The following is a 22,628-nucleotide window of genomic DNA, read 5'->3' as shown; positions in this document are numbered from 1 at the left end:
GTTCTCCTCTTATTCATGATCAGTTCCATCATTTTCATAAAATTCGTTCACTTGTTGCAGTATAACTGGCAGGCTTTCTCCATCACATATAATGTGATGAATATCAACAAATAGATAGGAGGCCGTTGTTGTCTTCATTAATTTCACACGCATCAACGGTGCTTCGGATAAAACAAACGGTTGTATAAATTTATCGTATTCTGTTTGTATATCTATTTCGTCCACTTCGCTGTAGTCTATTAAAACCCTTGCGTCTGGAGAAATCGTTTGAATAGGCTCACCGTCCACAACATGGAAACTAGTTCGCAAGATTTCTTCTTGCTTTAACAGCTTATCCAAAGCCTTCTGTAATCTTTCTTTATCTAGCGGTTCTTCATAAGCATAAACGTCCGATACGTTGTAGTTAATATTAGGTCCGGTCATCTCGTCCAGAAGATAGAGTCGTTTCTGAGCTGAACTTGTAGGGTAGTATTCAGCTGCTGAAGCTTGTTCTATTGCCACAAACATCTCGCTCTCAATCGACTCGATATTTCCCGCTATCTGCTCGGGCGTACCAAAAGTAAAAACATCTCTAATTGACAATCTTACTCCTATGGCCTTCTCCAATTCATTGCACAAGAGCACTGCTTTCAGTGACGATCCCCCTAGATCAAAGAAGCTATCAGTTACACTGACTTTTTCAATATCTAGAATGTTCTCAAATGCCTGCACGATCAGAGTTTCATATTCATTTCGTGGTGCAATATATTCCTTTGACTTATACTGCGGCTGTGGTAATGAGGCTTTGTCAAGTTTCCCATTACTTGTAAGTGGAATCGCATCAACCGAAATAATATGTGCAGGCACCATGTAATCTGGTAATACTTTACTTAACTTGATCTTAACGTCCTTTTCTTCTATTTCTGTCTCAGTTATTACATAGGCACACAGGAATTTCTCATTCCTTTTGTCTTCTCGCACTATGACTACAGCTTCATTTATGCCTTCAAGCTCCAATAAACGGCTTTCTACTTCTCGTGGTTCAATACGATATCCTCTGATTTTTGCTTGGTCATCCATCCGTCCAATATATTCAATGTTTCCGTTAGGTAACCAACGTGCCAAATCACCTGTCCGATACATCTTTCCGGATCCAAATGGGTTGTGTACAAACTTCTCGTCTGTCAGGTCTTGTAGATTTAAATATCCTTGAGATACACCCTCACCTGTTATACATACCTCACCCGGAACTCCAATTCCACAAAGTTCATTTCCATTTAATATATAAATCTTTAATGTTGGAAGTGGCATTCCTATATCGCTAATTCCTCTCTCGATGGCTTCAGCATCAATATCGCGATAAGTAGCGTATACCGTGGTTTCTGTTGGCCCGTACATATTAACCAGACGACAATGTCTATTGTTCTCATGCCATTTCTTCAAATGTGCTGGATAAAGTGCCTCCCCTGCAAAAATAACATATCGTAAACTATTTATGGTTTGTCCTGTCGTTGCATCGATCAACGCATAGAATGGTGAAGGTACCTGGCATAAGATGGTTACCGCTTCTTTTTGAAGCAGCTCTCCGAAGGCATATCCATCTTTTACTGTATCCTCAGAAGGTATTACAAGCTTTGCTCCATTCAATAGACTTCCGAATATTTCCCAAACCGAAACATCAAAACAATAAGAATGGAATTGAACCCAAATATCATTTTCATATAAATCAAGCTTAAACTTGTCATTCTTGAGTAATCGCACTACATTTACATGCTGAACCATAACACCTTTTGGCCGGCCCGTCGTACCTGAGGTATAAATAACATACATCAAATCACTTGAGTGATTTACATGAACAAGGTTACTGCATTCCATTTGATAATTTGCCTCATCATGAAGATGCATGACAGGAATGTCAACTTCAGGTTCTTTTGTACTGCATAATACGACCTTTGGTTTACAGTCATTAATGATATAATTAATTCTTTCCTCTGGATAAGATGGATCAACCGGTACGTAAGCTGCTCCAGCCTTTAAAATAGCGTATATACCCACCACCATCTCCAAACACTTCTCTGTTGAGATCACCACAAAGTCATTGGGTTGAATGTTATAGTCCTCTCGAAGCTTTCTTGCCAGAGCATTCGCCCGTTCATTTAATTGTGCATAGGTCATCTGTTGTCCATTAAATGTGATGGCTATACTATTAGGTATTCTGGCGGCCTGCTCTTCAAGTAACTGCACAATCGTCATATTTTGAGGGAATTCTGCATCCGTCATATTGAACTCATCCAATATTTTTGCTTCTTCGTACAGATCTACCATGGCATGCTCCTGCAGCTTCTTTTCCGGAGACATTAAAACTCCTTCAATTAATGTTAAGAAGTGTTTTGCCATGTACTCGATCGTTTCTGGTTTGAATAAGTCTGTAGAATATTCAAAATCAATCTTATAGCCTTCTGAATCACTTATCATGGTTAAGGTAAGATCAAATTTAGAAATACTACCTTCAACGGATTCCCTTGTTCCAATATGAATACGATCCGAATAACTCTCTCTCTCATCGTCCTGCAATACAAACATCACATCAAATACTGGGTTTCTTGAGAAATCTCTCTTTACTCCCACTGCTTCAACTAAATCCTCGAACTGATAATCCTTGTTATCGTATGCCTGTAAACATTTCTCTTTTGTACGTAATAATACATCCTCAAATGTATCATCAGCGCACACATTCCCTTTGATTGCCAGAGTGTTTACAAACATGCCCAACATATTTTGGGTATCCGTATGGTTTCGGCCCGATATTGGCGTTCCTACTATAATTTCTTCCTGTCGACTGTATTTTCCTAACATAGAGAAAAAGGTGGATAACAACACCATAAACTCCGTTGCACCATACTTCTTCGCTAACTCTTTTACTTTAATACTCGTTTTTTCTTCTACCTGTGTTCGGAAATTAGCACCTCTAAAGCTTTGTTTATGAGGGCGTGGATAATCCATGATTAAATTCAGGACTGGTATATCACCGGAGAATTCTTTCTTCCAGTACGCTGCCTGTTCTGTGATATCTCTAGCATTTTGCCAAGCAGAAAAGTCTTTATACTGTACTCGTGGTGTTAACAATTCTCTTCCTTCATATAACTCTTGTATTTTGTAAAGCATAACTGGCATGCTTCCTGCATCACATAAAATATGGTGAATATCCAGGAATAAATATGAATCACTTGGAGTATTCAGTATTTTTGCACGCATTAGTGGTGATTTTGACAGGTCAAATGGTTGGACGAAAGTATTATATTCATCTTGGATATACTGTGAATCTGCTGTCTTTACTTCACTGTGCTCCAGCACAATTCTTGCATCTGAAGAAATTTTTTGAATTGGTTCACCATTCACGATATGGAAACTTGTCCTTAAAATTTCCTCATGCTCTACTAATTGATCCAATGCCCTCTGAAGTCGCTCATTGTCTGGTTTAACTTTAAGCTTGATTACTAAAGGAATATTATAAGTTATACCAGGGCCTGTTAGTTGGTCCAAAAGATAAAGTCTCTTTTGAGCTGAACTTATAGAATAGCTTTCTGCTTCTGCTATTTCTGGTATTTCTTCAAACGTATTCTCCTTTGAGTTTTTTATTTGTTCTGCAATATTTTTTGGTGTAACTAAATCAAAAATTTCTCTAAGTGGTAACCTTACCCCTGTGCTCTTCTCTAATTCATTACACAGCCGGATTACATTAAGTGAGTATCCACCCAAATCAAAGAAATTGTCATTTACACTTACTCTTTCCATACCAAGTACATGTTCAAATGCCTCTACTACCAATTTTTCCGTCTGGGTCTTTGGTGCCTCATAACCCCTTATCATCTTAGTTTCTTCAATAAACTGTCCCGGGTTCGGCAATAATTTACGATTTACTTTACCATTTGCAGATAGTGGAATCTCATCTACCTGTATGAATTGTGCCGGGATCATATAATCAGGCAGATGTTTGGCTAACTCTCTTTTTATTTCTGCCAATTCTACGGTCTCATCTGCAACAATATACCCACACAATTGCTTCTCTCCATGTGAATCACTGTAATCAGCGACGACGGACTGGTGAATATGTGGCAAATGATTGATACAGTGTTCTATTTCTCCTAGTTCGACACGATGTCCACGTATCTTAACTTGACTATCTTTTCTTCCCAGGAAGTCTACATATCCTTCCGGACGCATGACACCATAATCACCTGTTTTGTACAGATAACCTAATCTATGGTTGATAAAGGCGGCCTTCGTCTTCTCTTCTTCATTGAGATAACCTTCGGCGACTCCTTTTCCACCAATATGCAGTTCTCCTGGTACGCCTACTGGGCATTCTTCCCCACATTCATCCAGTACATAAATTTGTTGATTTTTCAGTGGATAGCCGTAAGGGATACTTTTCCACTCTGGCTTCACTTCTGTGATTGGGAAATATATGGACCATATAGAGCCTTCCGTCGCTCCACCTAACCCGATGACTTGTGCTTTTGGCATTCTTGTTTTGATTTTCGCTGGCAAACCAAGAGAAATCCAGTCTCCACTTAGCATCACCATACGTAAGCGCTCTGCTGAAGTGCTATGCACCGTGTCTTGCTTTGTGCTTTCTAGATACATATCCATAATTGCCGGAACCGAATTCCATATCGTGATTTCTTCTTCGATCATGATCTGATGAATACTGGCCATATCTAAAAGATCTGGAATTAACACTAACTGAGCTCCGCTAATGAGTGCTCCAAAAATATCATAGACGGATAAATCAAAGCTCATCGATGATAGGGCAATGATTTTATCTTCGCTATTTACTTGGAATTTCTCATTAATATCTAATAATGTATTCACTACTGCTTCATGGGTGATCACAACACCCTTAGGATGTCCAGTGCTTCCTGACGTATAGATAGCATAGGCTCTATCCTGCTGGCAGCCTTCTAACAGTTCTAAGGCGCCATCGTTATAGGTAGAAAGGTTCTCTGTTTCATATAAATCCGGATGAATCATGAGCTTGATATCACTATGTTCCACGATATATTTTATTCTTTCCTCAGGATGTTCCGGATTAACAGGAATATAAGCATGGCCGGCTTTTAAAATAGCTACCATATTTACAATGGTCTCAATTCGTCTCTCTGCCCAAACTCCAATATAAGAATTGAGCGCATAGTTTTGTTCTGCTAAATAACGAGCGACCTGATTGGATTTTCTCGCCAACTCGCCATAGGTCAATGTATCCTGTCCTAATTTGACTGCAATAGCATCGGGAGTCTTCTGGCATTGCTGGTCTATTAATCTTTGCAGTAAATCCCCTTCATAATCTCCTTGTGTACGATTGTAATCAAGCAGTAGTTGATACTGTGTTACAGGCAGCGGCATAGATGAAAGTTTATTGTCTATAACTTGCTGCAATCGAAGTTGATACGTTTCAAACATGGCACTGATCATGTCTTCATCAAACAAATCTTTTGCATAATCCCAAGTCACAATTAATTGTCCGTCGCTTTCCGCAACTTGGAAGTCCAAAAACACTTCAGGGGTCTGATTTATTCCGTATTTCAATTCTCCCCTACTACCTATATTGGCATTGAAAAAATCTACTTCGTCACGAAGCATACTCGTAAATACAATTGGCATTATAGCTTGACCTTCTTGACCACGGTGTTCAGCCAGATCACGCAGGAAATCAACCCCACTGTAAAATCTGTGGTCTAACGCTTCAAATAACCGATTCTGAATCTCAGTAGTTCTTTCCCAAAATGGTCTATGAGATGATAAATCGATATCTAACAACAATTTCGATACGAAATCCCCCATCAGAGACATTCCATCTTGATGAAAAGGCTGATTACTAAACAGATTTAAGCTAAGTGCCATATTGGATTGATTGCTCCATTTAAATAGAACTTCCGCATATATTGTGCACAATAACGCAGATGGTGCAATTTTGTTATCCAAAGCCTTGTTTCTCACAATCGCCCAGTCTGTCGCAGCAATTCTCGTTTCTAAACGTTTTACTGTTGCGTTGTTTACAGCATTCCCATTTGGAAGAAGTGGTAACTGAGGTGCATGCGGGAAATTGTCTACTTTTGCCTTCCAATAAGCTTGATCTCTTTGCTGCAATGCCCGCATCAAATCTGAAACTTGCTGTGCCAGATGATTGGCACGATGATCAAGCTCTGCTTGGGTCGAATCTTTCTCCTCTTTCTTAACATCCTCTTTCTTAAGTAGCTCTTGCAAACGCTCTTCTGGATGTTTTATAACTTCTGATAGTAATAAAACATAATCATCCAGCATTTGCTTTATCGTTTCCTGTTTAAATAAATCTGTAGAATACTCTAAGTTGACCACATAACCCTCTGATGTGTGTATTACCATTAAATTCAGATCAAACTTAGCTACTTTTCCTTCCATTGGTACCCATGTTCCACTCACAATGCTCTTTGAACCAGACATAATTTCACTCTCTGGCATCATGAACATTACATCAAATAATGGATTTCTTGATAAATCTCTCTTTACATCTACTGCCTCAACCAAGTCTTCATATTGAAAGTCCTGATTATCGTACGCACGAAGACATTTTTCTTTTACTCCAAGCAATACTTGTTCAAAACTCTCCTCTTGTTTCACTTTTCCTTTGATAGCCAAGGAGTTTACAAACATCCCCAGCATTTCTTGTGTATCAACGTGGGTTCTACCTGATACAGGAGTTCCGACTACAATTTCTTCCTGTTGACTGTATTTGCTCAATAGAATCATAAAGGTTGATAACATAGTCATGAATTCCGTAGCACCATGCTTCTTCGCTAATTCTTTTATTTCCATAAAAACTGGTTCTTCAATCTTAGTTTTTACGTCGGCACCATTGAAGCTCTTTTTCTTAGGACGTTGGAAATCTGTATTCAAATTAAGTATTGGAATTTCGCCTAAGAACTCGTTTTTCCAATATGCCGCCTGCTTCGTAATATCCTGAGTCATTTGCCAAGCAGAGAAATCTTTATAATGAAGCCTTGGGATTGGTAAAGTATTTCCTTCATATAACTCGCTTATCCAGTTCATCATAATAGGCAGACTTTCTCCATCAGAAACAATATGATGAATATCCAGCATCAAGTATGAAGCTTGTGGTGTCTGTAATAACTTAACCCGCATCAAAGGTGCTTTGAATAAATTAAATGGGCAAACAAAACGATCATATTCATCTTGAATATCTAGTGTATCTGCTTCTTTGTATTCCAATACTACTCTCGCATCTGGTTGAATCACTTGAACTGGCTCTCCATTAATAAGATGGAAGCTGGTTCTTAATACTTCTTCTCTCTCTAAGAGCTTATCTAATGCTCCCTGTAACTGCTCTTTATCCAGAGTGTTTTCGTATTTTATGACATTCGAAATGTTATAGGAAGTACTAGGACCTACTATCTCATCGAGAAGATAAAGTCGCTTTTGAACAGAACTCATAGGATAGAACTCTGCTTCAGCTATTTTCGGTATTTCCGAAAAACGATCCTGTTGTAAGCTTCCAATTCTTTCTGCAATACGTTTTGGTGTAGATAAAGCAAATATTTCACTAAGCTGCAGTCTTATACCGATTGTCTTTTCTAATTCATTACACAATAATGTAACTTTCAGTGAATGACCACCCAAGTCAAAAAAGCTATCATTGACACTAATTCCTGTTATTCCAAGGACTTTCTCAAATGCTTCAACTATTAACTTCTCTTCTCTATTTATTGGTGCTACATATTCCTTAGGCTTGTATTCTGGTTCTGGTAGTGCCGCTTTGTCCAGCTTTCCATTATGACTTAATGGAATTTGGTCAATTCGAATAATATACACAGGAACCATATAGTCTGGTAACTTCTTGCGTAATTCACTCTTGATTGTATCTTCGTCTAATTCTTCTATTTCTGTATGAACGACTACATAAGCACACAGATATTTTTCTCCTTGCTTGTCTTGTCGTACTACAACGGCTGCTCCACTAACTCCTTCGAGCTCCATCAAAGTACTTTCAATTTCTTCTGGTTCGATTCTGAAACCTCTTATCTTAACTTGATCATCTATACGGCCAAGGTACTCGATATTTCCATCCGGTATCCACCGTGCCAGATCACCTGTTTTATACATCATTCCTGAACCAAAAGGATTTTTAATAAATTTCTGAGCTGTTAATTCTTCACAATTTAAGTATCCACGCGACACACTTTCTCCTGCAATACATAATTCCCCTGGTACACCTATTCCGGCTATTTTTTCATTTGATAATATATAAATTTGTGTATTACTAATAGGCTTACCAATTAATATTTTATCTACATCTAAGCCTGTTGGACAATGATATCCACTGGAATTAACTGTAGTTTCTGCTGGACCATAGAGATTCAGTAGTTCTGCTCTTACTTGTCCTTTTTCCCTTAATTGATTATAATGTCTCACACTTTCCGCATTCAGTTTCTCACCAATATTAATGATATAACGCAGAGTATTTATTTTTTCTTTGCTCATATCTAATTCTTCTAGAAACATATTGAACATGGAAGGAACGAACTGGATTGCATTGACTTTATAATCCTCAATTACCTTGATGATCTTATCACTTTGACTTTCTTCTCCTTGTTGCAAAATAACAAGTTTACCACCCGCTAACATCCACCAAAATACTTCCCAGGCAAAAACATCAAATGTACAAGTGGTCTTCATTAAAAGAGATTCTCCCTCGTGTAATGGGTATTCTCTTTGTGTCCACATCTGCTGATTGACTATATTCTGATGCTCTACCATAACCCCTTTTGGTTTTCCTGTTGTACCCGATGTATAAACCAGATAAATAAGATCACGAGGAGTATTTACATGTTCTAGATTCCCTGCACCTTCTCCATAATTGCTTTCACTATATAAGTTAACAACCTTTTCAGGAGAAATATTATACTTTCCATGACCAATTAAAACCGCTTTAGGCTGGCTATCTTCCAATATATACTCGATACGTTCTTCTGGATACAATGGGTCAATGGGTACATATGCTGCACCCGACTTTAGGATGGCATATAACCCGATCACCATCTCCAAACTTCTTTCTGCTATAATCGCAACAAAATCATCAGGCTGGACATGGTATTCCCGTCGTAACTTTAATGCAAGCTGATTGGCACGAGCATTTAATTCAGCGTAACTCAATTGCTCATTCCCGCATACAACTGCTGTATTATGGGGGGTTCTTGCTACTTGTTCTTCAAATAATTGTACAATTGTCTTGTCTCTTGGATAGTCGCTGTCCGTTGCGTTAAACTGTACTAATTCTTTCATTTCTTCTGCTTCACTGGTCATGCCTAATTCGATTAATTTCGTCTGTGGTGCTGCAATTGCTTGTTCCATAAGCCTTTGCAGATGGGAACCAATAATGTTTATTTGTTCCTTGTTATATAGCTTTGTACTGAAAAGAATTCTAAAATGGATACGATCACTCTTAAATGCTGTCATCCCCAAGTCATACCCAATTTGTTCGCGGTAATATTCGGATTCCACATTTAATTTGCCATCAATATTTATACTTGTTCCTTGATAGCCTTCAAAGAAGAATAATGTTCCAATTAGATCTCTTCCTAATAAAGTATGATTCTGTATTTCTGCTAAGGGAAGAAAATCGTGTTCATTTGCAATAATTGCCTGGCTCTGTAATGATTTCAACAAATCGGCAAAGGTGTCTTCGTTTGTTGTCGATATACGTACGGGTATTGTATTGATAAATAAACCAACGATTTCTTCAATACCTTCAATCTCTGCATTTCTACCAGATACAACTTTTCCAAATACAACATCATTTGTTGAGTTGTATTTTTCCAATAAAACGCCCCAACAAGCTTCTACTAGCGTGTTCAATGTTACATCATATTGGGCACATATCGCTTCTGCTTGTTCAGTTACCTCTATGCTTAACTTAAACTCTTGGCTCTGACTCTCTTCTTCTGTTTCATCTGGACGACCTAAAGGTAGAATATCAGCCCTTGTCTCATATCCTTGAAGAAGGTCTTCCCAATATTTAAGGCTCGTCTCTTTATCTTTTTCATTTATATAATGGACAAACTTTTCATAGCTACCCATTTTATTAGAAGCAGCCTGATTAGGTGTTTTTAATTGTTCTTCATCTGTTGCCATATACGCACTAAATAATTCTTTACGCAAAATTGGCAAACACCAACCATCTAAAATAATATGATGGTTTGTCATGATCAACCGATAACCACTGTTGTTTATTTTTATCAGATTCATACGAAGTAGTGTATCTTCTTCTAAATCAAATCCTCGTTTTACATCTTGTTCCTTTAAATCAAGATAATCCGATTCATTATCTACTTCCATATAATTAAATTCCGGCATTCTTTCTTTCAATACAACTTGTCTTGGTACACTTACTCCCCGATAACAGATTTTTGTACGTAAAATATCATGCTGTGTTGCTAAATACTTAAAAGCTTTGTGCATCTTCTCTACATCTACATCTGCCAATCGCAACGTCTGCTGAACAACATATTTTGTAGATGATTCATCCATAAGCTTCTCATAGAGCATTCCCTCTTGCACAGGAGCCAATGGATAGATACGTTGAATTTCCTGGCCGCGGATTTCGACAGCTTCCTGTACATAACAAAATTCGCTATCTTTCCATACGCTCTCACCAAAATCACTTGCCGTTGACTCACTCTTCTGTGCGTGGGAGCAATGTTCTGCGACTGCTATCAGTTCTTCTTCATATGCTTTTCCTATTTGCTCAATTCTCTCAGCCAAATAACGACTGCTGTTGCAGGTTACTGTCATAGATAAACTACCTTTTTGCACATGACCTATGACGTTAATGGATGGTCCAAATTGATTACGAGGATTCGTATCCTGTCCATAACCTAATTGTGAAAACTCGAAATATAGATCGCCAGATTCTTTCTTTGTTCCTAGTTCTCCAAGATAATTAAATGATATATCTGGTGCCACTTCTACATCCATTTCTTCTGGATTACCCATGGCTGCATTCTTTATGATGCCATAATCAATTCCATGTCCTGGTACGCGTCGTAGTGTCTCTTTCGTATTTCGAATATCCTGTGCAATATTAGTGCCTAACTCATCTAAAACTACGGGATATATACTAGTGAACCATCCTATTGTCCTACCTAAATCAAAAGAGCCTACTGTTTCTTCACGACCATGTCCTTCCATCTGTATAGCAAGCGTTCTCTGACCTGTTACTTTGTTTACCGCACGTCCTAGTGCTGCTACAAGCAAGTCATTAATCTCTGTATTATAAGCATGTGCACTTTCTTTTAATAACTTTTCTGTGATAGCGGCATTAAGACATGCCACGGCTGTCTTTGGTTCGAATTTATCATCAATTCCATCTTCTTTTAACTTACCATCAACCAATTTATTTTCTATTTCTGACCAGTAAGCTAACCTTCTCTTTAACTTTTCACTCTGGCTGTAATAAGCTAATCCTTCGCTCCATACTTTAAAGGAAACGGTTTTAGCTGGTAATGTTATCTCTTTTTGATTCAAAGCTTGAGAGTAGCCCTTCTCCAAATCCTCAGTTAAAATCCGCCAGGAAATCACATCCATTATCATATGATGAGCTAGCAACATCATATAATCTTGCTCCGGCGTACTAAATAAAACAGCCTGCAATAATGGTCCTTCCGCCAAATCCATCTTTACTTTCGTTGTCTTAATTTTTTCCTGAATCTCTTCAGATTCACATGCTATTTTTGTAAAGCCGTACCATTTCTTATCTTCTACTTTCCCTATAACCTGTTTCTTATCTTTGTACGTAGCTCTCAACATATCATGATGCTGCACTAACGCAGATAAAGCTTTTTGTAGTGCCAGATCATTTAGTTTTTCACGAACCTTAAACACTTGGCATACATTAAAATGTTCAGGATCTATCATATTTTGTGCGAAGAAATAGTTTTGAATTGGTGTCAGTGAAATTTCACCAGTTATTTCTCCTTGCTCCGCAGGCATAATTTCTTTTTTTGTGGATAAATTCATGGCTATTAGCTTTGGTGTTCTCTCCATCAAAAGATTTCGCATGGAGCTATCGTATCCAGCTTCTCTTATCTTGTTTAGAATATGGATAGCCTTAATCGAATCTCCACCCAAATCAAAGAAATTGTCATTTACACTTACTCTTTCCATACCAAGTACATGTTCAAATGCCTCTACTACCAATTTTTCCGTCTGGGTCTTTGGTGCCTCATAACCCCTTATCATCTTAGTTTCTTCAATAAACTGTCCCGGGTTCGGCAATAATTTACGATTTACTTTACCATTTGCAGATAGTGGAATCTCATCTACCTGTATGAATTGTGCCGGGATCATATAATCAGGCAGATGTTTGGCTAACTCTCTTTTTATTTCTGCCAATTCTACGGTCTCATCTGCAACAATATACCCACACAATTGCTTCTCTCCATGTGAATCACTGTAATCAGCGACGACGGACTGGTGAATATGTGGCAAATGATTGATACAGTGTTCTATTTCTCCTAGTTCGACACGATGTCCACGTATCTTAACTTGACTATCTTTTCTTCCCAGGAAGTCTACATATCCTTCCGGACGCATGACACCATAATCACCTGTTTTGTACAGATAACCTAATCTATGGTTGATAAAGGCGGCCTTCGTCTTCTCTTCTTCATTGAGATAACCTTCGGCGACTCCTTTTCCACCAATATGCAGTTCTCCTGGTACGCCTACTGGGCATTCTTCCCCACATTCATCCAGTACATAAATTTGTTGATTTTTCAGTGGATAGCCGTAAGGGATACTTTTCCACTCTGGCTTCACTTCTGTGATTGGGAAATATATGGACCATATAGAGCCTTCCGTCGCTCCACCTAACCCGATGACTTGTGCTTTTGGCATTCTTGTTTTGATTTTCGCTGGCAAACCAAGAGAAATCCAGTCTCCACTTAGCATCACCATACGTAAGCGCTCTGCTGAAGTGCTATGCACCGTGTCTTGCTTTGTGCTTTCTAGATACATATCCATAATTGCCGGAACCGAATTCCATATCGTGATTTCTTCTTCGATCATGATCTGATGAATACTGGCCATATCTAAAAGATCTGGAATTAACACTAACTGAGCTCCGCTAATGAGTGCTCCAAAAATATCATAGACGGATAAATCAAAGCTCATCGATGATAGGGCAATGATTTTATCTTCGCTATTTACTTGGAATTTCTCATTAATATCTAATAATGTATTCACTACTGCTTCATGGGTGATCACAACACCCTTAGGATGTCCAGTGCTTCCTGACGTATAGATAGCATAGGCTCTATCCTGCTGGCAGCCTTCTAACAGTTCTAAGGCGCCATCGTTATAGGTAGAAAGGTTCTCTGTTTCATATAAATCCGGATGAATCATGAGCTTGATATCACTATGTTCCACGATATATTTTATTCTTTCCTCAGGATGTTCCGGATTAACAGGAATATAAGCATGGCCGGCTTTTAAAATAGCTACCATATTTACAATGGTCTCAATTCGTCTCTCTGCCCAAACTCCAATATAAGAATTGAGCGCATAGTTTTGTTCTGCTAAATAACGAGCGACCTGATTGGATTTTCTCGCCAACTCGCCATAGGTCAATGTATCCTGTCCTAATTTGACTGCAATAGCATCGGGAGTCTTCTGGCATTGCTGGTCTATTAATCTTTGCAGTAAATCCCCTTCATAATCTCCTTGTGTACGATTGTAATCAAGCAGTAGTTGATACTGTGTTACAGGCAGCGGCATAGATGAAAGTTTATTGTCTATAACTTGCTGCAATCGAAGTTGATACGTTTCAAACATGGCACTGATCATGTCTTCATCAAACAAATCTTTTGCATAATCCCAAGTCATAATTAATTGTCCGTCTCTTTCCGTGACTTGGAAATCTAAAAATACTTGAGGGGTCTGGCTTATTCCGTATTTAATTTTCCCTAATTTCGTCAACGTATCTGCAAATTCCGATTTATCGAATAACATACTAGTAAATACAATTGGCATAATCGCTTTACTAGTCATTTCTCTCTTACTTGCAATATTTCGTATAACATCAACACCACTATAAAAACGATGGTCTACTGCTTCAAATAATATATCTTGAACCATAGATGCTTTCTCCCAAAAAGCACGATGAACAGATAAATCAATATCTAACAATAAAACTGATGTAAAATCTCCAATCAACTTCATTACGTCTGGATGAAAGGACTGTCGATTAAATAATGTTAAATTAAGTGCCATTCTGGATTGATTGCTCCATTTGCACAAAACTTCCGCATAAATTGTACATAAGAATACAGATGGTGTTACACCGTACTGAGTTGCCAGGCCCTTCACAATATTCCATTGATCAGTTATCAGACTTTTCTCCATTCGCTGAAATATTGGTTTCTCTATGAATTCTGGCTCACAAACTAATGGTAGCTGAGGTGCATAGGGAAAATCCTCTATTTTGGCTTGCCAATAGTCTTGAGCTTTTTGATAGGCGGAAGATTCACGAAAGCTCTCCAATGCCCTTACATAATCTGAGAATTGGAATGTTAAAGGTTTAATCTCCATATTCGGTTTCTCATAATAATCCATTATCTCTTGTATTAAAATTAATAAACTGCCTCCATCAGCAATTAATAAGTCAATATCCAGGAAGAGATAATTTTTCTTCTCACCAAGAATAAATGCAGTCAACTCAAATAATGGCCAATGATCTTGTTGGAAAACAAAATGTGACCTGCTATTTCTTTTTTCCAATATACGTTTTTGTTGATCCTCTAAAGACAAGTCTTGTAAATCTTCAATACAAATCTCATAAGAAGAATTAGAACGCCGAACTTTTTGCATTCCTGTATCATCAAAAATAGTACGCAGCATAAGCTGACGCTCTAAAACATGATTCAATGCATCGTTTAAGCGTTTAATATCTAATTCTGTTTCAAACTCATAATAGGCATGTGTGGAGACATTACCCATTTCCATAATATTTTGTCTTCCAACTAAATAGGCTCCTTGTATTTCTGTTACCTGGAATGGCTCATACCACATGTCTTTATTCCCTGTTAATTCGGATGCATTGACATCCTCTGCCTTTAGTTGTTCCTCAACCATCTTAATTATTTGTTCCAGGGTAGACATTTTGAAAAGGCTTACAATAGGGATTTCGACTTGAAATCGTTGATTTATTTCATCCTGGAAACGAATCAACGTTAACGAACTAACTCCCATCCGAGAAATCGTATCGTCTACTTTCAAAGAAGGGATAGAGAATACTTCTTTTGCAATTTCAACGATTTGATTTTCAATCTCCGTTTTGTTCCATGCTGACTTCTTTGCAGATTCCTTGATACTCTGATAAGAATATGGAGCTATTGCGATAACTTCATCAAACTCATGATTCTCAAATCTCTCTATTAAAATAAAACGTTTTACCTTTCCACTTGTTGTTTTCGGTATCGTTTTTATTGGAATTACATAATCTGCAGCTATTCCAACCCGTTCTAATACCATATCCTGCACTTGATGGGCAAGTGGCAAAAATGCCTTGGCATCTTTTCGATTATGTACAAATACTATAATTTCATCCCTGATCGATGACGGATTGCGAACACCACACACAACGACTTGAGACAACTCTGGGATCGCCAATGTTAACATATTTTCTATATCGCTAGCATAATAATTCTGACCATTTACAAACAGAATATCCTTCTTTCTGCCCATTACAATGAGTTCTCCATTGCGTAAAAGTCCTAAATCTCCTGTACAGAAGAAGCCCTGTTCATTAAAAGGGGAACTATCATGATTCATATATCCCTCAAATACATTTTTCCCTTTGATCACTATATTGCCTATGTAATTTTCCCCTAAGATGTGGTCTTCATCATCTACAATCAATATTTCTAATTCATATAATGGTTCTCCTACTATGGCAAACTCTGCTGCATTTGGCTCCTTCGTTTCTATATACTCCACTTCTTGACCAATACGAGCTTTATGACGGTTAATACATACACTTCTATTATGTCCTTCTTCAGGAATAGTAACAGCCAGACTAGCTTCTGCCATACCATAGACTTGATGGATCGTATTTTCACGCAAGCCAGAAGACGAGAATTTTTCATAAAATCGTCTAATGGTATCCATTGATATTGGTTCTGCACCACACATTATGTTTCGCACACTAGATAAATCAATATTTTCTAAATGTGAATCCTTTACAGTCTTTATCATCCAGTCTAATCCAAAATTCGGACTTACAAGCACCGTTGCTTTTAATTGCGCACATTTTTGAAGATATAGCCAAGATTTCTTTAAAAATGTACCCGAATTTAGAAGGGAATGAGATATACCCGCAAATATCGGAGTTAAATGATAACCGATCAAGCCCATATCATGTGTCAATGGTAACCAACTAGCCATGACATCATTTGTGTCTAGTTTCAAACGATCTACTATCTGTGCCAAATTATAAACTAGATTTTCATGTGTTAATTTTACTCCTTTAGGGTTACCTGTGCTGCCAGACGAATATTGTATATACGCTAAGTCCTGACAATCTACTGTAACGCATTGCCCCTCTTCCATATTACATGCTAAGGTTTCATACTCTAAGTATTTCAAATTATTGGCTTCATAACTTTCTCTAAACGTATTTAAATTTCTTTCATCAGTAATTATCCACGCATTCGGCAACTGCTCACTTACTTTCACTAACTTCTTGAAAGCTTCAGTGTCAGGCGATGCAATTAGCGGTACAGACAGAGGAACGGGGATCATGCCTCCTAAAATACAACCCCAAAACAACCTTATAAAGGATAGATTATTGTTTGTCTGAAAGATAATATAAGAGCCCTTCTGAAATCCCTGCTTTTGTAGTGCCCCTAAGATGGATTTGGCATTAAAATAAAGACTTTCATAAGACTCAAACAATTCAGAGCCATCGGATTGAGTAAAGTAAACTCCCCTTGATTTCTCGTTAGCATAAATTCCAAGTAATTGATCTAGTGTTATATTAACTCCATCCTCTAATACTGATTTTGTATAAGGTTTCATATTTCACATCCTAAAAAGTTATTGTTTTTATGCTGCGATATTATCTTTGTTACAATTGATGCAACGTCTTGATCTTGCCTCTTTAATATTAAAATTTATGTTGAGAATTATTTATGTATATTGGCTTCTATAATTCTATTATATTCTATTTAAGGATAATATCAACAGAATTTTTAAAATTTTTCCAGCTCAAAGGGCGTGGTTTAAACCCACCGCCCTTAGCCTTCGGGTTGGATAGTAATAATCAGAATCACTTAAAAAAACACTCAATAATGCCCCCGTTGTCAAGACACGATTTTTTGAGGAAAAAGTTATGTCCTTTATTTTTTATTATTTCAAAATAAAACAGCTAAGAAAATATAATTTTCTTAGCTGTTTTACTTTCTAGCTGATTTTGAAATCTAGTTTAGGAGTTCTTGAAACTATTCCGAATAATTATGAAAAATCACATCTATTACATCGCTTCCGAATCCCACTCATGCTCCTGTTCAACGAATACAATACCTAATTCGTGATGTCCACCAGCATATAATGCAGTTTGTGCAAGACGAAGCTCACCATTTGTATCTAATACTTCTAATTTACAAAATGCTCCTGTCGTCTTCGTTTGAAGCGCATCATAAAATTCCTCGGCGCTTTTTGGAATGACTCCATTTACTTTCGTAATAATTTCTCCAGGCAGTAATTTCAGCTCTGCTCCAATTGTATTTGGAATTGTATCTAGTACAACGAGCCCATCATTGCGTGCAGCAAAATACGCTGGTCTTGTTTCATCGGCAATTTTTTCTTGCATCGAAATTGTGAAACGCCCAAGCATAGCGACTCCCATCGCGATAATTGCAAGTACATGCCACCAGTAACTTGCGATTCCTAAAACGAGCACAAGTCCTGCTAACCCATAAACACGTCTTCCTGTAAATAATAAAGCTTCCGTCGGCTCATAACTTTTAATATTTCTCATAAATCCAATTAAAAATGGAACGAGGAATAGAGAATATGTATTTGAACCTATTGAAACGACAGGCCACCATGAAATAAACTGCGTTACCGCATCACCCGGTACAAGAATAAAAATAGGAACGATCCATAAACGCTTTGATTCGTGTAAACCAATCTTTAATCCACGCTTCCCCTGCCTAATCCTCGGCGTCGAATATCCTACTGCATTTTTAGAAATCAATAAGCCTTCTACAATAAGCATAACGCCTAGTAAAATAACAAGGGATACAATGGTACTCTCTTCACCTTCTCGAAGCTGTAAAAAGGAAACTGGTAGCTTAGAAGATAATAGAACACATACGATCGCAATGCTAAATGTATAAGCCGCCGATAAACATCGATACATAGCCGTTAATCCAAATAGTAACGTCCAAATTAAAATGGCCCATAAGCTTGCTTTAGAAACAACAAGTCCAAGCCCAATCGTAATAATAGATACTACTAATCCGTATCCAATCCCTGCAAATAGAGAGGTTCGCAGTTCAAACCAAATATCATAAACTTTAAAAGAAAAATCTTTTCGTTCTCTTAACATACGTAAGTATCCAACGAAGATACTACTTATTACAAATATATAGACAGCAGGGTGTAAGAAAAAACGTCCAACTGCCCGCATTATTTCAAAAATCCATGCCTCCATGAACTCATTCACCACCATTTATATCATTCTTTCTTTTTATATTATCATAACTAAACAAACGTTTGTTTAACACAAAAAAATACAGGCAGCAAACTGCCTGTATTTCTTCTTATTTTGCCATTAATTTTAATGCTGACTGTAATTGTAGATCATTTTCTCCAGAACGGATTTTTTCGATAATTTTAGTTTGAATCGCTTCAGCTGTCTTTTTATCAAGCTGTCCTGTCGCTTCCATTTCATTTGCATTTTGGAATGCTTTCAGAGCCGATTCTGTCTCTTTACTAAAGTATCCATCTTCACGACCTGGTACATAACCTAAGCTCTTAAGCATTTCCTGAGCATGTTTTACTTGTACATCATTTGAATTGTATGAAAGTGTTTTTTCAATTTGAATTGGTGTCGCATGATAATAATTTGGTTGCTTCACTTCTACTGTTGGCGCGATTCCTTTTTTATGAATCCAGTTCCCATCCGGTGTTAACCATTTAAACATCGTTAATTTAATGTTGCTGCCGTCTTTAAATGGAACAGCTTGCTGGACAGTACCTTTACCAAATGTCTTTTCACCAATTAAATCGTATCCTTCTCCTTCTTTTAACGCACCCGCTAAAATCTCTGAAGCAGAAGCACTTCCATTATCAATTAATACTGAAATTGGATATGGTTTTCTCTCTTTCAGTTCCGTAGAGAATTTCTTCTTCTCACCATTTCGCTGCTCTACTTGTAGCATCGGCTTTTTATTCGTCATAATTTCCCCTAGTATATCTTCTACACTATTTAAGTAGCCACCAGGATTACCACGCACGTCAATAACTAAGCCTTTTATATTTTTCTTCTCTAACTCTTTTAACTGATCCTTAAATTCTTTCGCTGTATTTTCAGCAAAAGAAGTGATTTGCATATAACCGATATCTTTTCCGCTCTCTTGCTTCACAGAACTAAACACTGTAAAGATCGGAATCTTTTCACGCTTAATTTTAAATACAATCGGATCAGTTACTCCCGCACGTTTAATTTCAATTGCGACAGTCGTTCCCTTTTTACCACGAATTTTTAATACTGCTTCTTCACGTGATAAGTCTTTCACACTGTTTCCATCTACAGATAAAATTTGGTCATTCGGTTTAATTCCTATCTTTTCTGCTGGTGAACCTTTAATTGGCGATACGATAATAAGCTTACCGTCCGTCTTGTTCACCTCAGCCCCAATCCCCTCTAATTCGGGATCAAGCGATTCACTAAACTGTTTGGCTGTTTCTTTATCCATATACGTGGAATAAGGGTCCTTCAGCGTAGACAACATACCTTGTATTGCACCTTCAACTAACTTTTCATCTTTCACGTCTTCCACATAACGTGAATCAATTAGTGCATACGCCTCATTAATTTTTGCCAAATTCCCTTGCGCAGTGCTAGCATTCCCACTCGAAATTGTTTGCGTTACTTCTGATGGGTTAACCCCAAATACAGACATGCCTGCAAACATTCCGCCAGCACCAATTAAAAATGCAACAACCATTCCAATAATTGCAACTCTACGTTTCAATGCGGAATTCCCCTTTCCAAAACACACAGGTGGTGTAGCAAAAGGCATCACACAGTGTGTGATGCCTTTACCTATTTCTACTATATGATAAGCTTGTACGAATTATGTTTGCAACTTTTTATACTTTTAAGAAGCGACGAATTGACATTACACTTCCCCACATACCGATTAAAGCACCGATTAACACTAGTAAACCAGCTAATTGGAATACGAATGGACTGTATGGTAGAAGCTCGAAAATTGTTCCGCCAAGTTTTTCATTAAACACACCTTGCAACGAATTATACGTAATTAGAATTAGGCCAATTGGAATAATTGATCCTAATACTCCTAAGAATAATCCCTCTAGCAAGAATGGCCAACGAATAAACCAGTTTGTTGCACCAACAAGTTTCATAATTTCAATTTCTGTACTACGAGCATAAATTGTAATTTTAATTGTATTAGAGATTAAGAACATCGCTGTGAATAAAAGACCAGCAATTAACGCAATCCCAATGTTACGACCAGTTTTTACAGTATCAAATAATCGTTCAACTTGCCCTTTTCCGTACTGAACATTACTAACAAACTGCATTTTTTCAACCTTCTTCGCGATTGTCGCTGTATCGGTTGGTTCTTTCGCTTTTACAACGAATACGTTTTTAAGTGGGTTATCTTGTTCAAATAACTCAAACGTTTTTCCACTATCACCTAAGCTTTTAATTAAACGTTTTAACTCTTCTTCTTTAGAAGAATATTTAATAGAATCTACTTTTGCAATCTTACTCATATCTTCTTCTAATTTCTTTTGATCCGCTTCTTTTGCAGCTGGATCAATGTGTACACGAATCTCTACATCTTGCTCTACTTTCGTCGCAAAATGGTTCATATTCATAATCGCTGTTAAAAAGACACCTACAAGTAATAATGTAACTGTTACTGCACTAACAGAAGCAAATGTCATCCATCCGTTACGTGATAGATTCTTTACACCTTCTCGCAAATGTCGACTAAGGGTCTTAGCCTTCATATCCGTATCCTCCCTCAATCTCATCTCGAACAATTTTTCCGCCTTCAATCGCGATTACACGATGACGGATTGTATTTACGATATCTGCATTATGCGTCGCCATAACAATCGTTGTGCCGCGCTCATTAATGCGAGTAAAAATATTCATAATATCAAGAGCTGTTTCAATATCTAAGTTACCTGTTGGCTCATCGGCAATTACAACCTTTGGTCTATTTACAATTGCTCTTGCAATAGCCACACGTTGTTGCTCCCCGCCCGAAAGCTCACTTGGAAGTGCGTCTGCACGATCTTCAAGGCCTACAAGACCTAGAACTTCTGTTACACGCTCACGAATTGCATCCGGTTCTTCTTCAATTACTTCTAAAGCAAACGAAACATTCTCATATACTGTTAATTTAGGTAGCAATTTGAAATCTTGGAAAATCACGCCTAATTGACGACGGAAATACGGAACATCTCTTTCTGCCAATGTTTCGATAGTAAGTCCATTTACATTAATAGATCCTGTAGATGGTTTCTCTTCACGATACATCATTTTAATAAATGTAGATTTTCCGGCTCCACTCGGTCCAACTACGTATACGAATTCACCTTGTTTAATGTTAACTGTAAGACCAGCAATGGCTTTCATACCATTCGGGTACTCCTTATAAACATTCGTCATTTTTATCATTATTTATCACCCAATACTTAATGATTTTTTTCGAAATACTTTTCTGTACATCTGAAAACAAAAGACATCCTTCATTTTCATTTAGTCATCCTTGTTGAAGATAGTTTACTTATGCTTTCTCATAAGCAATACCACTCTATGTAATATATTTCAGCAAAATTCTACAAACCCCATTGTAACATCAAACGGTTTCCAATTTGGATACATTTTTGTTACAGTTATGTTACATACCAGAAAAAAGGAAAACGAGTTGACTATATTATCAACTCGTCCATTTCACCTTTTTTATTTATGTTCAGCTAACCATTCAGACACTTTTTTCGCATCTTCACCTTGAATAAGTCCTGGTGACATTGAACCGCGGCCTTTTTTAATAATCTCTTCGATATCTGCAGCGTCGTACTTACCGCCTACTTTTCTTAAATCAGGTCCAGTTGCCCCTGATAAATCTGTTGCGTGACATCCCGCACAACTTCTTTGGAAAATTTGTTCTGCGCTGTCTGTGCTTGCAGACTGTTTCGAAGACTTACTCTCTTCTTTATTTCCGCATGCTCCTAAAGCAAAAACAACCGATGTCCCTAGCGCAATAGCCAACAATTTCTTTTTCACTTCTATCGCTCCCCATTGTTGATATTCTTTTTATTCC

General features: G+C 37.6%; 6 protein-coding genes. All 6 read right to left on the bottom strand.

Going from position 1 to position 22,628, the window contains the following annotated elements; all coding sequences use genetic code 11:
• Nucleotides 1–9: 9 nt before the first annotated feature.
• Complete coding sequence (locus ACTFRU_RS19225; protein WP_440037757.1) at nt 10–17,109, bottom strand: amino acid adenylation domain-containing protein; 17,100 nt, start codon at nt 17,107–17,109, stop codon at nt 10–12.
• Nucleotides 17,110–17,563: 454 nt separating this feature from the next.
• Entirely contained in the window at nt 17,564–18,748 is a 1,185-nt protein-coding gene (locus ACTFRU_RS19220) for a PDZ domain-containing protein (protein ID WP_000388603.1), read from the bottom strand.
• Nucleotides 18,749–18,857: 109 nt separating this feature from the next.
• A complete protein-coding gene (locus ACTFRU_RS19215) occupies nt 18,858–20,294 on the bottom strand; it encodes a S41 family peptidase (RefSeq protein WP_000830313.1) in 1,437 nt (478 codons plus the stop codon).
• Nucleotides 20,295–20,412: 118 nt separating this feature from the next.
• Nucleotides 20,413–21,306 carry a permease-like cell division protein FtsX gene (gene ftsX, locus ACTFRU_RS19210; protein WP_000645027.1) on the bottom strand — a complete coding sequence of 298 codons (894 nt, stop codon included), beginning with the start codon at nt 21,304–21,306 and terminating at the stop codon, nt 20,413–20,415.
• Complete coding sequence (gene ftsE, locus ACTFRU_RS19205) at nt 21,296–21,982, bottom strand: cell division ATP-binding protein FtsE (RefSeq protein ID WP_000594321.1); 687 nt, start codon at nt 21,980–21,982, stop codon at nt 21,296–21,298. Before ftsE ends, ftsX begins: the two co-directional genes overlap by 11 nt.
• Before the next feature lie 285 nt (nt 21,983–22,267).
• Nucleotides 22,268–22,591 carry a cytochrome c551 gene (cccB, locus tag ACTFRU_RS19200; RefSeq protein ID WP_000727971.1) on the bottom strand — a complete coding sequence of 108 codons (324 nt, stop codon included), beginning with the start codon at nt 22,589–22,591 and terminating at the stop codon, nt 22,268–22,270.
• Between the last annotated feature and the right edge of the window lie 37 nt (nt 22,592–22,628).

The sequence above is a fragment of the Bacillus cereus group sp. MYBK220-1 genome, from assembly GCF_051916445.1.
Taxonomy (GTDB): domain Bacteria; phylum Bacillota; class Bacilli; order Bacillales; family Bacillaceae_G; genus Bacillus_A; species Bacillus_A cereus.
The sequence above is the reverse complement of the archived record's forward strand: the minus strand, read 5'-3'. Positions and strand labels throughout refer to the sequence as shown.

Bases quoted from the DNA above. Each gene is read 5' to 3' on its own strand.
- ACTFRU_RS19225 (WP_440037757.1), bottom strand. From the start codon at position 17,109: ATGAAACCTTATACAAAATCAGTATTAGAGGATGGAGTTAATATAACA.
- ACTFRU_RS19220 (WP_000388603.1), bottom strand. From the start codon at position 18,748: ATGGAGGCATGGATTTTTGAAATAATGCGGGCAGTTGGACGTTTTTTC.
- ftsX (WP_000645027.1), bottom strand. From the start codon at position 21,306: ATGAAGGCTAAGACCCTTAGTCGACATTTGCGAGAAGGTGTAAAGAAT.
- ftsE (WP_000594321.1), bottom strand. From the start codon at position 21,982: ATGATAAAAATGACGAATGTTTATAAGGAGTACCCGAATGGTATGAAA.